Genomic DNA, 14,968 nt, shown 5'->3' on the forward strand with positions numbered 1-14,968 from the left:
AGGGAGGACTTATGAATAACTTTACAAAGATTCTCATTGTGGATGACGATGAGGATGATTATCTGCTCACCAGCGATTCACTACGGGATATTCCGGGCAATCACTTTACGCTGGATTGGGCCAATGGCTATTCTACAGCTCTGGCTAAACTCAAAGAGCAGCAACCCGATATCGCTTTCGTTGATTTCTTCCTAGGGGCCAAGACAGGACTTGATCTCATCGAAGAGGCCAATGCGATTGGCCTGCGAACACCCATGGTTTTACTTACGGGCCGGGGCGATCGCAAAGTAGACGAAGAAGCTACTCGTCGAGGTGCCGTGGATTATCTGGTAAAAAGTGATCTGAACGCTGAAAAACTCGAACGCTGCATTCGTTACACCCTGGAGCGGACCACCACACTTAATAAATTACGTGATAGTGAACGCCAGTACCGCAGTTTATTTAATCAATTGCGGGAGATGATTTTTCTGGCCAATACATCGGGTGAATTTCTGTATGTCAATCCCAATGGTAGTGAATTACTGGGATATACTCCCGAAGAATTCACGAAAAAACGGATGGCAGAAATCTTTGAAAGTACCGAACGCTACGCCCTCTTCATGACGATGCTGGAGCAGTTTGGTGAAATTGAAGATTTTGAAGTAGCTCTGCAAACCAGCCAGGGCGACAAACGTTACTGTACGATCTACGCCAGTTTACAAACCGATGGTTTTGGTAGTAAACAAATTCAGGGTATTGTGCATGATATCACAGCCCGTAAAAAAGCAGAACGCGATACTTTACTCACGGAAAAACTGGCGGCTACGGCTCGTCTGGTTCGCACGCTGGCTCACGAAGTTCGCAACCCGCTGACCAATATTAACCTGTCAGCCGATGAGTTACTGACGGGTATGCAGGAGGAAGATCTGCTGATGTATCCGCAGATCATCAAACGCAACTCGCAACGCATCAATGATTTGATTTCAGAGCTACTGAACTCTTCTCGTCAGGCAGAGATCAACCTGGCCGATGTTTCTGTCCATCAGTTGCTAGATGAAACACTGGCTCTGGCACTGGATCGAATTCAACTTAAAAACATCACGCTTCAAAAAGATTACGGCGAAGACTGCTTCATTAAGGTAGATAAAGAAAAAGTCAAAATTGCCGTTCTTAATATCATTGTCAATGCCATTGAAGCCATGCAGCCCGAAGAGGGCATTCTGCACGTTCAGAATCATGTGGCAGGTGACTTCTGTTACATTTCCGTGGAAGACAATGGTTCAGGCATACCGGCTGAAAACCTCGGTCGTTTGTTCGAGCCTTATTTCACTTCAAAAAACAATGGCATTGGCTTGGGTCTGGCGGCAACACTGAGCATTATTCAGTCGCACAAAGCCCGCATCGACGTGGAATCAGAAGTGGGCCGGGGAACCAGTTTCACTATTACTATTCCACTCGCAGGAACGGAAGTCGAAGCCTTTTAGGCAAACCTATAGGTAAGAACAAAAAATCCCTCGCTAGTAGTTAGCGAGGGATTTTTTGTTCTTACAACCCACGGTTACTTATGCATTAATTTCGGTTTTTCTTTCCCGGAAAACGGCAATGAATAGTAATAAAATAACGGCAGCAATGCCCGCGGGTACCATCCAGTAACCACTCCAGTTCATGCCTGTCGATGTTGTAAACGTATCTTTTAAAACACCGGCAATGTACGAGCCAACGCCCATACCCACGCCATATGTAGCAAAGCTAATCAGACTTTGTGCCTGAGTTTTGATGCGTTCACCGGCTTTATTATCCGTATAAATCTGACCCGTTACAAAGAAGAAGTCATAGCACACGCCGTGCAGGATAATCGCCAGGTATAAAATCCATTCTCCCGAACCCGCATCGCCAAAACCAAAACAAAGGAAACGTAAAATCCAGGCGATTAAAGCAACGATAAAGGTCCACTTCACGCCCAGGCGGCTGTAGGATAAGGGTAATAAAAGCATGAAAATAACTTCTGAAGCCTGCCCTAAAGACATTTTGTTTTCGACATTCGCCATGCCAGAATCCGTTAAGGAAGGGTTGGCCATGGCGTAGTAAAAGGAAAGAGGAATACAGATCAGAATCGAAGACAAAAAGAAAATCGCAAACGAGCGATCCTTGAATAATACAAAGGCATCCGTACCCAGAATCTGAGAGAATTGGGCCGGCCCCGCCGCCTTGGGAGGCGTGTCCGGTAAAAAGAATGAGAAAATTCCCAGCAGTAGCGAAGTAAGCATAGCAAACTGGAAAATCGTTACCTGATCCCCTACGCCGAGAGAACCAATGATATTAACCACTACAATCCAGGCTATCGTCCCCGCTACCCGGATGTTAGGAAATTCTTTTTCAGGACTCGCCATCTGATTCATGGCAATGGTAGTAGCCAGAGCCAGCGTAGGTGTAAAGGTTAAACAGTACGCCAGAATCAACCAGAAAAACGTATCGGGATTATCGGCCTGAGTTAAAAAATACAAAACACCTGCCCCCAGCAAATTCAGCACACCCATCACTTTCTGAGCCGAGAAATAACGGTCGGCAATCATCCCCACGAAAAAAGGAGCAATAAGCATGGCAATGGAAAAAGTCGAGAAGGCGGCCCCCTGCTGCTCACCCGTCGCTCCGAGCGTCGTACCCAGGTACTTGGTTACCTGACCATACCAGGCCCCCCAGGTGAAAAACTGGAGAAACATCATGATCATTAATTGAATCCGTACGGAAGACTTCATTTTTGAAATGTTTAATTTAGAGTATAAGCGAAGAGGAAAATCATAATGTTATGCGACGTGGAGAGGCCATTTTTTGCAATCTAACTGCGAGTTTAGCAGTTTTTAGGGAAACTATTCGACTCCGTAGACGAGTTTGAGCATCAAATCGGCAAAAGTTCTTCTTTACTTCATCGAAAGGCCGTTCCCACTTCTTTCGAGTTGTGTAGAATTCAATTGTATCTTTGGGCAGATCGAAAGCTGGTTCATGAATGAAAAATAAAGCCACTACACCTTCTTCCCCCCACCCCACCCCTGCGGCTACCCCAGGGGTTTCTTCGGAAAAGCTATTACTCTTTATCTATGCTTTTTTACTGATTGGCATTGGCTGGTTTGTCTTTCAGTACATTTTTGACAAGAAAATCTCCCTTACCGGAGATGCCACGGATTATTATATCCTCGGGAAAGCCATCGCTCAGGGGGACGGCTACGTGGGTATTACCGGGCCAGAGAAAGTACCAGCGAATCACTTCCCGCCGGGTTATCCCTTCGTAATTGCCATGATTATGAAGTTTTTCTCGACCAAAACCACTACCATTCAGGGATTCAACGGCGTTTTTCTCATCGCCTCTATTCTTTTAATGTTCGACTTATTCCGCCGCATGAGTCGCAACATTCACCTGGCTTTTGTTAGTGCTTTACTGGTACTGCTGAATTTCCATATTCTTCAATACTCCACCATGATGATGAGCGAGCTGACGTACTTCTTTATCTCGCTGCTCTCCATCTGGCTTTTTGTACGAGCTGATTTAAGTCGCCCCGCCTGGAAAGATCCTTACTTCTGGGGTTTTATGATTGGTGTCGTTTGTTCGTATTACGTCCGGCAAACGGGTCTGATGATATTGGCGGGCGTAGGGCTTTACCTGCTGTTTCGTAAGAAATGGCTGCACATTGGGTTAATGGCCATAGTCTTTTTTCTGGGAATTCTGCCCTGGCAAATTCGGGCTTCCAAACTCGGCGGTGATAGTCACCTTCGCGATATGCAGATGATTAATCCGTTGCGGCCTGAAGAAGGCACCGTGCAGGGTTTTAGCGGCTGGGTCGAGCGATTTTATCATAATACCGAGCGTTACCTGACCCGAGAAATTCCCACGGCCACGCTAAGCACCAACGTAGAAGATTATTCAGTACCCGTGTCTTCAGAAGAATGGATCGGCAGTTTGGTACTGCTGGCTATTATGGCTTTGGGCTGGTACCATCTCAAGCAGTATCGGCTATTAATTGCCGGATACGGACTGGCAACTTTTGCCCTACTACTCATCTACCTGAAGTCTGGACGGGGAATCGACTCATGATTCACATCGTGCCCTTCTTTGTTTTTTGTGGCATTTATGGACTGTATTACCTTATCATTTTAGCTCTTGCGAAAGTAAAGGTTACGAATCGTGTAGTTACTCAAACGCTGGTGCCGCTCCTGTTTTTATTACTTGTTCCGAGTTTCGTAGGGCAAACGGCTACCGAAACGCGGGAAGGCTCGGGACTTAAGTATTTACGACAATTTGCCCGGGTTCCCAATTACGATCCGGCACACGAGAACTATTTTCAAGCAGCAGCCTGGATTCGGGAATACGCTCCAAAAAACTCCATGGTTATCTGCCGAAAGCCAAGTCTATTCATTGTTTTTTCGGATAGCTACGTTACCAATTACCCATTTACCGAAAACCAAAAGGATTTTCACGATTACTTAATCAAGCGAAAAGCTGATTTTGTCGTCATTGATGCCCTAGGTTATTCCTCGACACCTCGTTACCTGGTACCCTATGTACAGGCCAATCCCGATCAATTTGAGATTGTGGTTCAATTGCAAAATCCCGATACTTTCCTGTGCCGTTTTCATCCTGAATTCGGCTGGCATGGTGCCTACAATGCCAAAGGTATGCCGGCTGGTAAGGGAGAATACCGCTTTGGCGATGGACGCAAACTGGTAGGCACGTTTACGGATGGCAGAATGATTAGTCTGACAGGAGAAGGAGAATTCTTCGATGCCAAGGGCAATAAACTGGGAGCCGCCCGCTTTGAAAACGGTCAGCAAAAGAATTGATGAGGTTCTTTTGTCGCCTCTATTAACAATTTAAAGGCAATAAAGCCACCTTTTCTCCGCCCTGGTTGGTGAAGACACCAGTCAGGACGGGAGTCCGTGGGTAACTCCCTAACTTGCTTGCAGGAGAAACCAGATGCGATAAAGTCGCGTCTCTACTTTGAAAACAAAAAGGACGCTTGCCAGGGTAAGCGTCCTTTTTTTACGGAAAATCTTCTACCATGGTTGGTGTCCTCACCAACCACTGTGCTTATTAATGGCTGTGAAGACACCAGCCAGGGCGGGAGGCCATGGGTAACTCCCTAACTTGCTTGCAGGAGAAACCAGACGTGATGAAGTCGCGTCTCTACTTTGAAAACAAAAAGGACGCTTACCCTGGGCAAGCGTCCTTTTTGTACGGAAAATCTTTATTGACTATTGTTTGTGACGTTTTTCGTCAGAAACGGTCAATTTCCAGCGACCACGGGCACGGCGAGCTGCCAATACACGACGACCATTAGGAGTGCTCATCCGCTCGCGGAAGCCGTGCTTGTTGCGACGCTTGCGATTTGATGGTTGGAAAGTTCTTTTCATTGCCTTATTTATTTATTTGGTTACCTGTTATCCGTCCGAGCCGTTGTTACGAAACAGACAACGGATAACTCATTTTTTCAGAATCGAGCGGCAAAATTAGCCAGAATTTTCTGTTTCCCAAGACGTATGCTTGAAAAAAATGGATTTTTTCTCACTAAATGTCGTTATTCATTCGGAAAAGTCTACTAGAACTTTCATTTTATATAAAATAAATTGACGTAACCGGAGTTTGGGGATGTAAAAGGCTTAGTCTGAAGTGAAAGTATTTAATAAGAATTATATAATTTCATCGAACAGGGAAGCCTTTCTGTCCTAGGGAAATGATAGATATGGTAAACTTTTCGTAGATTCAAAGCAAAATTGACAAAGAACCGCTCTTAAGGTTACTTCATCATTATGATTTCTAAAAAAGCCAAATATGCTCTTAAAGCCCTGAAAGTGTTGGGTCAGGAGTACGGAAACCAAAAGCCCGTTTTGATTTCCTACATTGCCGAACAGGAAAAAATTCCCAAGAAATTTCTGGAGGCAATCCTGCTGGACCTACGCAATCATGGCATACTCCAAAGTCAAAAAGGCAAAGGAGGAGGATACATGCTTCGAATTCCACCCGAGGAAGTAAGTTTTGCAAAGGTCTTACGCATCATTGACGGACCTATTTCGCCTACCCTATGCGTATCGCTGTATTTCTACGGGAAATGCGATGATTGTGCCGATGAGCACACCTGTACGCTGCGAAATGTCATGCGAAACTGGCGGGATGCCAACCTTCACGTATTAGAGCAAAACACGGTAGCTGATTTACTCGAAAACAAGGTAGCATTGGAATCCACTGAAAACACTACCAATCTTTCTTAATGAAAAGGCTGTTGAAGAAATGTTCAACAGCCTTTTTTTATGATTTCCCCTGATGATAAAGCGTCAATCCGGCAATGGGTGTTTCCATGATTACACCGATGGTAATATTCTTTTCCCGGGCGACTCTTCGAATAATATCCGAGTAATAAAACGCTACTGAGCCCGTCAGACTAACCCGGTAGTTTGAATAGTCTGGATATTTTTGAACGTACTTTTCAAAGAATAAACCAAAGGCATTCGCTGCAATCTGATAGGCTGCGGCGTCAGTTCTGTTATCAAAGAGAAACTTGGAAAATCCGGCAAAATAGCGATTGGGAAAGGGCTTTTGATACGCATTTTCCAGCACTACGTCCCGGTTTAGGTTTGGGTAACGCTTTTCAAATTTTTCGTGTAAGGCTTGGGGTAACTCTTTGTGGAGATAGGTCTGTACGAGCGTTTTCCCCAGATAACCGCCGCTACCTTCGTCCCCCAGCCAGAAGCCCAGGGTATCTACTTTATGGGTGATTTCACCGTTTTCAATCTGACAGGTGTTAGAGCCCGTTCCTAAAATGCAGGCAATGCCCTTTTCCCGCCCACACAAGGCCCGGGCCGCTCCCAGCATATCGGAATGGGCTTCGATGTGTTCAGCTTCCGGGAAAACGTCCTTTAATCCATCCATGATTACCTGAGCCTTCTCGGCTCCCGTAACCCCTGCTCCATAGAAAAAATAGCCGTTACCAGCTCTTTTACTTTAGGCTTCAAACTCAGCTTTAATTCATGAGCGATTTGCTCGGAACTTTGGTAAAAAGGATTAAATCCAACCGTACGGGCTTGTCCCACACTTCCGTCATCGGCCAGCATCCGCCAGTCGGTTTTTGTAGAACCACTATCAGCAATGAGTTGCATGTCTTTTGTCTTTCGTAATTATCCCTTCAGAGCAATGTCCTGATCGCCCGCCCACTGCTTTAAATCCTGTTTGTTAATAGCGGCAGCCATCACTTCAGGAAAAAGATCGGGAGTGCAGGCGAAAACCGGAACGCCCAAATCTCCTAAAAACTTCGCGTTTCTCGCATCATAATACGGAGCTCCTTCATCGTTCAAAGCCAGCAAACAGATTAATTGTACGCCAGAAGCCACAATTTCTTGCATGCGTTGCCGCATTTGCTGCTGATTTCCGCCTTCGTATAAATCAGTAATCAATACCAGAATCGTATCGTTAGGCTTTTGAATAACCGTCTGGCAATACCCCAGAGCCCGGTCAATATCTGTTCCACCTCCCAATTGAACTCCGAAGAGCAAATCTACCGGATCATTTAAATCTTCGGTCAAATCCACAACCTCGGTATCAAAAACGACCATGCGGGTTTTTATCGAAGGAATGGAGGCCATAACCGAGCCAAAAATGCCCGAATACACCACCGAACTTCCCATCGAGCCCGATTGATCCAGACACAAAACGACGTCTTTTAAACTGCGGCGGGTTTTGCGTCCAAAACCAATGAGATCTTCGGGAATAATGGTTTTATAGTCTGCCTGATAATGACGGAGGTTCTTACGAATCGTCGAAGGCCAGTCCATTTCATTGAGCCGGGGGCGACGGTTCCGAACACCTCGATTTAAAGCTCCGGTAATAGCCTGAATCGTATTTTGTGAAAGCTTTTCCAGCAATTCATCCACCACTTTCTGGACTACCCGGCGAGCTGTGTCTTTGGTTTTGGAAGGAATGAGTTTTCCCAGCTCCATTAATGTAGCTACCAGATGTACATCGGGCGTGGCCTGCTCCAGAATTTCAGGTTCGAAAAGTAGCTTTTTTTGCAGTTCCGGCTTTTGCAAAGCATCCTGCTGCATGACTTGTACGACCGAAGTAGGAAAATACTGGCGAATATCTCCCAGCCAACGGGCTACATTAGGCTGCGAAGCCCCCGAGCCCCCTTTCTGGTTAGGTCCGTATTCAAACTTGCCTCGTTGTTCAAAATCATACAGAGCTGATAAAGCTTCATCAATCTGCTTTTCCTGGTCGTTTAGACTCACGCCCGTTCCGTCCGCGTTCTGGCCTCCGAGTAAGAGTCGCCAGCGTTTAAGCGTTTCTTCTTGCTTTTCCATTGCTTACATCAATCCTAAAAGTGCCGCCATAGTGGGTAGACTCGCCTCGGCTCGTTCAAAGTCAAAATCATCCGTCGTCAGGCTTACCGTCCGAGTGGGTAATGCGGGTAAGCTCTTGGCTTTCTCCCCCAGCTTTCGGCGTTCAGCAACTTCAAATTCGGCAAAGGTTCGCCGTAAGACGGGCAGTTGCTCGATGAATACCTCGTTATCTAAGTCGGCTACCCAGGTATAAAGTAGCTTCCAGAGAATAGGATCATAAAGTAAGATGAGTCCACTCCCTTTTAAGAAACCTTCCAGCCAGGCCGCCGAATAAGCGGGTTCATACCCTTTGGACAAAGCCTGTTCAAAGAGCTGAGCCATGGTTTCTTCCGAGAGCAGGCGGCGATCAAATAGTAAACGGCTACTACCGCCTTTTAACAGCGGCGGAATCTGTTCTTTATCGGCTAATACTTTCAGCGTATTTTGCCATTCCAATAGAAGCGGCTCGATCTCTAAGAGCATCACTGATTCATCCACCTGACGAATCAGCGTAAACATTTTTCGGGCATTGTCATCATCCAGTCCATAACAGGCCGTAGGCAAGCCGATACAGATGCGGGTTAACAAACTTTCAACGACCTGCATTAAGGCCGAGAAGTCCGTTTTACGAACGTTTCCATAGCGACTTACGGTTACCAGCGGCGTTAAGGCCGTCATCAGCTCCTGCATATCGGCTGAAACCGTAGCCAAATCGCTGATACGGGTAATTAATCCGTCTAATACTCCGAATAACTCGGCGGGGATGGCCGCTTCGAGTTTGGCAGCTAATTCGGTAATGGAGGTGCTTTTTTTGCTTTGATCGAGCAACAACTGCGTAGCTGCGTCTTCAATCCGATTACCCCAAATGGCTTTTTCAATCAATTCGAGAATCGACTCGGGTCGCCAGCTCAGTTGCCAGCCTTCCTTGAAAGTTCCCTTGCTGGAAGTTCGAACCAAATCTGCCCAGGTAATGTCTAATACCCGCAAACGGTGCAGGAAAATACTCCGACTCAGATCCAGTTCTTTGCGAAGGTCCAACTCCAGGTATTTGCGATCCTCCCGAATTTCGAGCCGAAGCTTCTTTGCTTTTGTTTCAAAATCGGTTTGAATTGGCAGTTTTGGTAACTCCTGAGGCACGCTTCCCATGCGGTGAGCCATAATAAGCTCATCCTGCACGAGTCGCATTAGGATGCCTTCACCCATGCACATGACCGACTGGGTGGCTTCATTTAATTCACGAAGTCCTGCTCTGGGTAAGTTGCGAAGAATGGCCAGTGACTCCGCCAGTCGGTACGCTTCGATGACGTGAGCCGTAGAAACGTCTACTTTTTGCTTTCGAAGTAAATGGGCCACTTTTGTTAACCACCACTCGCCAAAATCATCTGGGTTTTTCCAGCGGTGTTCATACCATCCCGGCGAGTGAATGCCTGCTCCGTAGCCGCTCCACCAGCTCATACGGGAATTGGTCCAGGGAATCCAGGTCAGGCGAACTTTGGTTTTAGCCAAACCTTTGATCTTCTGAGCATCTTCTTTTTTCGTCGTCTTCAGATCACCCAAAGCTGGTACGTGCCAGGCTCCGCAAATGACGGCGATGTTTTCAAAGCCTTCTTTCTGAGCTTCGCGAAGCGACTGTCGCATAAATGCTTCCCGAACTTCATCGTTCGTTCGTTCGATGCCCTCTTCAGCTTCACGGCTGGCCTGCATCGTTAACTCAACTGCCTGAAAATACGCTTCGCTCTCGCCCTGGCTCGTGTCCTGCTCAAAGCGTTCTTCCCACCAGTCGTGGTAATTATCATAGCCCGCAAGCCGGGCCAGCTCTTCCAATGGAAAAACCCGCCGCTGAGGCTGCTCGGCATTTTCAAGTTTATCGAGCTTTTCAACCGCTTTGGTAGCCAGCGAGTGCACCAAAGGCATATCCGTCATGCGAACCGGAATGGACTGCTCCTGAGCATAGCGAACCGCTATCCATTCGGGTGAGAATTCGGCAAAGGGATAAAAAACGGCTTTCTGCGGATCGTCCGCATCGTAAGCCAGGATGGCCACGGGAGGCGTTAGCTCCTTATGAGCCATCCAGTGTAAAAGTTCGGTCAGTTCCGGCGGACCTTCCACCAGAATCAGATCGGGCTGCACTTCGGCCAGCCGCTGCTGCACCTGCCGGGCCGAACCCACCCCGTGGTGGCGAATGCCAAGCAAATGAATCCTCATAGGCTTAATTCCTTACAGGCCCGGTAAATGTCACGGTAATTTTCGCGGGTTTTGAGGACCGTTTCCAGGTATTCGTTCCAGACGACTTTATCCTGAACGGGATCTTTTACGACGCTCCAATCAAGCCCGCCGCCAAATCCTCAGCCGTTACCCTACCATCGCCAAAATGAGCCGCCAGAGCCATGCCGTTATTCATTACCGAAATGGCTTCGGCGGTACTCATCGTACCCGATGGACTTTTAAGTTTGGTTTTTCCATCTTCGCTCACCCCTGAACGTAGCTCGCGGAAGATGGTAACCAACCGCTGCACTTCAGCTAGCCTGGGTAATTCAGCGGGCAGTTCCAAGCTTTTGGAAAGACTACTTACCCGACGCTGCACAATATCCACCTCTTCATTCATACTTTCGGGCACGGGTAAAATCACAGTATTAAAACGACGTTTCAGAGCACTGGATAACTCATTAACCCCCTTATCACGGTTGTTGGCCGTGGCAATGACGTTAAAACCTTTGGTAGCCTGCACTTCGGTATTAAGCTCTGGAATGGGAAGCGTTTTTTCGGACAAAATAGTAATCAGCGTATCCTGAACATCGGCGGAAATCCGGGTTAATTCTTCAATTCGGGCGATTTTCCCGTCTTTCATCGCCCGCATCATTGGTGTAACCACTAAAGCGTTTTCGGAGGGTCCTTCGGAAAGTAGACGGGCGTAATTCCAGCCGTAACGAATGGCCTCTTCGCCCGTTCCGGCGGTTCCCTGAATCAATAACGTTGAGTTCCCCGAAACGGCAGCGGCCAAATGTTCAGCAACCCAGGATTTAGCCGTTCCCGGTAAACCGTAGAGTAATAAAGCCCGGTCGGTTGTCAGGGTTGCCACGGCAATTTCCATCAAGCGACGACTGCCAATGTATTTGGGACTTACCTCAAATCCATTTTTCAGCGTACCTCCCATTAAGTAAGTTACTACTGATTGAGGCGTAAGAATCCAGTTGGGGGGACGTTGGCCATTATCCTGCTTTTGAAGTTCTTCTAACTCGTGGGCAAATTGCTCTTCGGCGTGTTGGCGTAAAGCGTTCATGGTAAAATTTTAGTAGGTTAGAATGAATTACGTTTTTGTAATTAGTTAATGCTCTATTATTGGGCTACAAAACACGGCCTATCAACCAATAACCGCAGCGGCGGCCGCCCAGAACTATCAACTCCTTATAAAGCTCGAATCCAGCGGCGAAGACTCAGAATTTCTTTCAGTTGAGCGGCTAATTTTTCTTCGCCGGAACGGTAATACGAAGGCGTGTTTTCGGGTAATAATCCATCTATTTCAGCATCCGAAAACTCATACCAGTACTCACTGGCCTGCCGGGCAAAGTCCAGATACACGTGTGAGCTTTTCACAAGTTCAAGCAGTTCCTGAAAAATGTGTCGACTCAACTCCGCCGACCACGAGCCCTGCAACAGCTCATTTTTTTGGAGATATAAATGCCGGAAAGGGATACGTTGCAAGATGAACTGGTAATCCTGAAGCGAGAACGTGGTAACGCCCGTAAAGGAAACGCCTTTTTGATAGGCTTCTACAAATAATTCGGGCACATTAAAGCGAACCGAGGCGAGCAACAAAGCTTTATGGCGAGCCGCCGAACGGTCGGCCTTGGCGTTTTCAATGGTAAAGAATTTCACCACGCCTGCCCAGTCCGTTTTTAAGGCTTCACGCCAAATTTGGGGATTGGTCAAAGCTACCGCTTCCCAAAACCAGTAATCACTTAAACTCTGGTATTGATAAGAATCTGGATTTTTATCATAAAAGCCCCAGTCCTGAGCAAAGCGTTGCAGGGAGAAAAAAGTGTCTTCGCCTTCGGGTAAAACCAACTTGGGCGTAGAAACTAATCCCAGTAACTTCTTTTCCCGAATAATGTACGTAGGAAGGTTTTGCTGCAAAAAAAGCTGTTCGGCTCCGGCGGATAAAAGGGCTAATAGGCGAAAAATAAGCTGTCTGATTTCCTGCGTTAAAGGTTTGTTCCCTTTTAATTCCTGCTGAATGGCTCTTAAAAAGGCCTCGTCGTCCTTAGAAAGATTCAGGGATAATACTTCCAGTAACTCTTTTCTTTCGCGGGCCGCGAGTTCGCTCCAGCTTTCTTCCAGTCGCTGGCGAGCCAGCGTGGGATTTTGTTCCCGAAAAGCATACAAAGCCTTCTTTCGTTCAGCAATTTTTCCTTCCTGCCAGCTTTTTTCCCAGTCTGTTTCGGCGGCCTGTTGCAGGGGGAATGAAACGAGCGTAACCACTCGCCCCGCTTGCCTAAAACGGGAAGAAGGGATTTTTGAACCTGAGCATCTTCGACATTAAGTACCTGCACTAAATGAGCACTAGGGATCACCCAGTCTTTTTCCTGAAGCTTTTGTAAGGAAAGGCTCAGTAACGTGGCGTTCAAAGGCTGCTGATCGAGAAGCGTTTTTAGTAAATCGACGGCTTCCTTTGGAGCTTCCAGGCGGCTTTCCTGTTCCGCTGGCGGTATGGCTGGTAAGTCCATCACGGCCCGTTTTTTCCCTGAACGCTCGTATTGATAGGTCAGGGCCGCTGCCGTCAGAAAAAAACCTTCCCGATCCTGCGGGTTGGCCTTAGCCAGTAGCGTTTGGATGGACTGCGGTAAGCTTTCGGAAGAAAATTTACTTTTTTCCGTTCCCAGCAAAGCTACCTGCACTAATTCATTCCAGGTATTCATGGTTTAAACGGATAAAAGGTGATAAGTGGCATCCAGTTGAAAGCCTAAAGGATATACGTAACCCTCGCTGTAAAGGATGGCTAAACGCATGGGCTGACCGCCACTCAGAGCTAGCAGTTGAAGAATTTTCATCTCATCAAAAGCCGAATCAATGGACATGACCTGACTTTTGTTATCGCGAAGGTACCAGTCATTTTCAGCCTTAACGAGTTGAAGCTGATCCACCCAAAGGGGAATTTCATCGGCCCAGGGCTGAGCTTGCCAGGTCTGATTTAAAAACGTTTCGGCTTCGGAGAAATCCGGGAAAACATTTGCTTGGGGGTACATATTTTCATAACCCCTGTGCTCAGCAACCAGAGCCCTGAAAGGAAAGGCCGAAGGATAAAACTGGAGCGTAGCTTTAGAAATTCGTCCCGGTACAAGCGGCGTTTCTACGCCCGCATTTTGATAAGAAAAGTTGAGAATCAAGGCGATTCGACCCGACGTATACCCATACAGCCAGTTCTGCTGCACGGTAATGCGATCTTCCTCCCGGCTCATGCGGCCCAGCACCAGCCAGTCGTCGGTGACGCTTTCGGCTTCTTCGCCCAGATCTTTGGCAGACCGGCCCCACCCAATGGCATTTTTAACATCTTCCTGAAGCGGAGGCGGTAACTGAGGAAGGTTTTTAAAGGCTTGCGTCCAAAGGTATAACTGACTGCATTGCTTCAGTACCTCACTCTGCCAGTTGGAACCCGAATAAGCGATATGGTTAAACGCTTTCACTCCATTAGCCAGACCCGTAGCCTGAGCATCGACCATGCGGGCGGCGGTTTGCTCAAAATAGCGAGGCCCCTTTTCGGGCACGCTCAGGGTTCCTGTCCGCACCATATCTCGCAGCCACTGGCTAAGCTCCCCTACCCCGGCCTCTACTTTCTGGTAACGTTGCTGTTGGCGTTTGAGTCGGTCTTTTTCCTTTTGTTCGGGATTAACTTCAGCGGCAGGCTCGGCGGCTTTTTCGGCTTTCGTCTGGCGTTTACCAATCCATTCACTCACCCAGACGGGTTCATCTTCCGAATTCTTAAAACCAGGAGCGGATTTGGCAAAAAGTAACAGCAGGCCGAGTCCGTGCTTGCAAGGAAATTTTCGACTCGGGCAGCTACACTTGAAAGCGGTTTGCTGTAAATCAACCTGCGTTCGGTACGGTTCCTTGCCACTTCCTTGCACTTCGCCCCAAAGAACCCGAGAATTATAGGATAGAGTAACCCATTTATTTTCGACGGCTAAAGCTTTTCCCGCTTTCAGCGAGGCAGCATCAGGAGCCAGTTGTACGACCTGCTCTTCTGTCATAAATTTTCACGTAGGCTTAGCTTAACAATGCTTTTGAAGGGCCGTAAAGAAAGGAAAAGATGCAGGAAAACTGCTTAAAAAAGTCACAAAAATGCTAGTATATCTCTACAAATAACTATTATTCAGCTAGTTAATAAACTTACAGATTCATTATCAGAAGGATGTTTTTATTTGAGAATACATGTTCTGTAACCAGCTAAGGATTCGCATCCTACTGGCCAGAGGCCTAGAGCTGAGCGACGGCGGCGTTTCCTCAAGATCAACTACTTTCCTAATAGTAATAAGGTCCTTCGCTTCGCTCTGGATGACAGAGCGAGGGGTAAGCTCTTCTTCCTAACATACTCTCAAACGAAGAGAGAAGCCTACAGCCTTTCATTCAGGACAAC

At 47.2% G+C, this 14,968-nt stretch carries 13 protein-coding genes; 4 read left to right on the forward strand and 9 right to left on the reverse strand.

The annotated features are described in order from the left end of the window. Positions 1-11 precede the first annotated feature (11 nt). Positions 12-1,463, forward strand: a complete 1,452-nt coding sequence (locus BWI96_RS12810) for a hybrid sensor histidine kinase/response regulator (protein WP_106637097.1) — start codon at positions 12-14, stop codon at positions 1,461-1,463. 78 nt (positions 1,464-1,541) lie between these two features. On the opposite strand, the gene BWI96_RS12815 is transcribed toward BWI96_RS12810, so the two are convergent. Beyond that, entirely contained in the window at positions 1,542-2,735 is a 1,194-nt protein-coding gene (locus tag BWI96_RS12815; RefSeq protein WP_106637021.1) for a nucleoside permease, read from the reverse strand. 248 nt (positions 2,736-2,983) lie between these two features. Here BWI96_RS12815 and BWI96_RS12820 point away from each other — a divergent pair, with 248 nt between their 5' ends. Both BWI96_RS12820 and BWI96_RS12825 read left to right on the forward strand, forming a co-directional pair. Continuing rightward, positions 2,984-4,066 (forward strand): glycosyltransferase family 39 protein, encoded by a 1,083-nt coding sequence (locus tag BWI96_RS12820; protein ID WP_106637022.1) that lies wholly within the window; start codon positions 2,984-2,986, stop codon positions 4,064-4,066. After that, positions 4,063-4,812, forward strand: coding sequence for a hypothetical protein (locus BWI96_RS12825; RefSeq protein WP_106637023.1), 750 nt, complete (start codon positions 4,063-4,065; stop codon positions 4,810-4,812). Before BWI96_RS12820 ends, BWI96_RS12825 begins: the two co-directional genes overlap by 4 nt. A gap of 411 nt (positions 4,813-5,223) precedes the next feature. Here BWI96_RS12825 and rpmH read toward each other — a convergent pair whose 3' ends face one another. Then, positions 5,224-5,382 carry a 50S ribosomal protein L34 gene (gene rpmH, locus BWI96_RS12830; protein WP_093208143.1) on the reverse strand — a complete coding sequence of 53 codons (159 nt, stop codon included), beginning with the start codon at positions 5,380-5,382 and terminating at the stop codon, positions 5,224-5,226. Positions 5,383-5,778: 396 nt separating this feature from the next. On the opposite strand from rpmH, the gene BWI96_RS12835 reads away from it, so the two are divergent. Beyond that, on the forward strand, positions 5,779-6,237 hold the full coding sequence (locus BWI96_RS12835; protein WP_106637024.1) for an Rrf2 family transcriptional regulator: 459 nt from the start codon (positions 5,779-5,781) through the stop codon (positions 6,235-6,237). 37 nt (positions 6,238-6,274) lie between these two features. Here the strand turns inward: BWI96_RS12835 and BWI96_RS12840 are convergent, their stop codons facing one another. The 7 genes from BWI96_RS12840 to BWI96_RS12870 all read right to left on the reverse strand — a co-directional run bounded on the left by BWI96_RS12840 (position 6,275) and on the right by BWI96_RS12870 (position 14,582). Next, entirely contained in the window at positions 6,275-6,895 is a 621-nt protein-coding gene (locus tag BWI96_RS12840; RefSeq protein WP_232793709.1) for an N-acetylglucosamine kinase, read from the reverse strand. A 2-nt stretch (positions 6,896-6,897) separates the two neighbouring features. Next, the gene (locus BWI96_RS22415) at positions 6,898-7,122 is read right to left on the reverse strand and encodes a hypothetical protein (RefSeq protein ID WP_232793710.1); all 225 of its coding nucleotides are present in this window, start codon (positions 7,120-7,122) and stop codon (positions 6,898-6,900) included. An 18-nt stretch (positions 7,123-7,140) separates the two neighbouring features. After that, positions 7,141-8,319, reverse strand: a complete 1,179-nt coding sequence (locus BWI96_RS12845; RefSeq protein ID WP_106637025.1) for a VWA domain-containing protein — start codon at positions 8,317-8,319, stop codon at positions 7,141-7,143. 3 nt (positions 8,320-8,322) lie between these two features. After that, on the reverse strand, positions 8,323-10,542 hold the full coding sequence (locus BWI96_RS12850; RefSeq protein WP_106637026.1) for a DUF5682 family protein: 2,220 nt from the start codon (positions 10,540-10,542) through the stop codon (positions 8,323-8,325). Between the two features lie 106 nt (positions 10,543-10,648). Beyond that, complete coding sequence (locus BWI96_RS12855) at positions 10,649-11,617, reverse strand: AAA family ATPase (protein WP_232793711.1); 969 nt, start codon at positions 11,615-11,617, stop codon at positions 10,649-10,651. Positions 11,618-11,742: 125 nt separating this feature from the next. Beyond that, positions 11,743-12,816, reverse strand: a complete 1,074-nt coding sequence (locus tag BWI96_RS12860; protein WP_198555248.1) for a DUF5691 domain-containing protein — start codon at positions 12,814-12,816, stop codon at positions 11,743-11,745. A 440-nt stretch (positions 12,817-13,256) separates the two neighbouring features. After that, positions 13,257-14,582 carry an SWIM zinc finger family protein gene (locus BWI96_RS12870; protein ID WP_106637029.1) on the reverse strand — a complete coding sequence of 442 codons (1,326 nt, stop codon included), beginning with the start codon at positions 14,580-14,582 and terminating at the stop codon, positions 13,257-13,259. Positions 14,583-14,968: the final 386 nt, after the last annotated feature.

It is taken from the genome of Siphonobacter sp. SORGH_AS_0500 (assembly GCF_002838835.1).
In the GTDB taxonomy this organism is placed as follows: Bacteria; Bacteroidota; Bacteroidia; order Cytophagales; family Spirosomataceae; genus Siphonobacter.

Coding starts and splice junctions, on each gene's coding strand:
- BWI96_RS12840 (WP_232793709.1), bottom strand. CDS start 6,895: ATGGATGGATTAAAGGACGTTTTCCCGGAAGCTGAACACATCGAAGCC.
- BWI96_RS12850 (WP_106637026.1), bottom strand. CDS start 10,542: ATGAGGATTCATTTGCTTGGCATTCGCCACCACGGGGTGGGTTCGGCC.
- BWI96_RS12825 (WP_106637023.1), top strand. CDS start 4,063: ATGATTCACATCGTGCCCTTCTTTGTTTTTTGTGGCATTTATGGACTG.
- BWI96_RS12855 (WP_232793711.1), bottom strand. CDS start 11,617: ATGAACGCTTTACGCCAACACGCCGAAGAGCAATTTGCCCACGAGTTA.
- BWI96_RS22415 (WP_232793710.1), bottom strand. CDS start 7,122: ATGCAACTCATTGCTGATAGTGGTTCTACAAAAACCGACTGGCGGATG.
- BWI96_RS12820 (WP_106637022.1), top strand. CDS start 2,984: ATGAAAAATAAAGCCACTACACCTTCTTCCCCCCACCCCACCCCTGCG.
- BWI96_RS12870 (WP_106637029.1), bottom strand. CDS start 14,582: ATGACAGAAGAGCAGGTCGTACAACTGGCTCCTGATGCTGCCTCGCTG.
- BWI96_RS12845 (WP_106637025.1), bottom strand. CDS start 8,319: ATGGAAAAGCAAGAAGAAACGCTTAAACGCTGGCGACTCTTACTCGGA.
- BWI96_RS12815 (WP_106637021.1), bottom strand. CDS start 2,735: ATGAAGTCTTCCGTACGGATTCAATTAATGATCATGATGTTTCTCCAG.
- rpmH (WP_093208143.1), bottom strand. CDS start 5,382: ATGAAAAGAACTTTCCAACCATCAAATCGCAAGCGTCGCAACAAGCAC.
- BWI96_RS12835 (WP_106637024.1), top strand. CDS start 5,779: ATGATTTCTAAAAAAGCCAAATATGCTCTTAAAGCCCTGAAAGTGTTG.
- BWI96_RS12810 (WP_106637097.1), top strand. CDS start 12: ATGAATAACTTTACAAAGATTCTCATTGTGGATGACGATGAGGATGAT.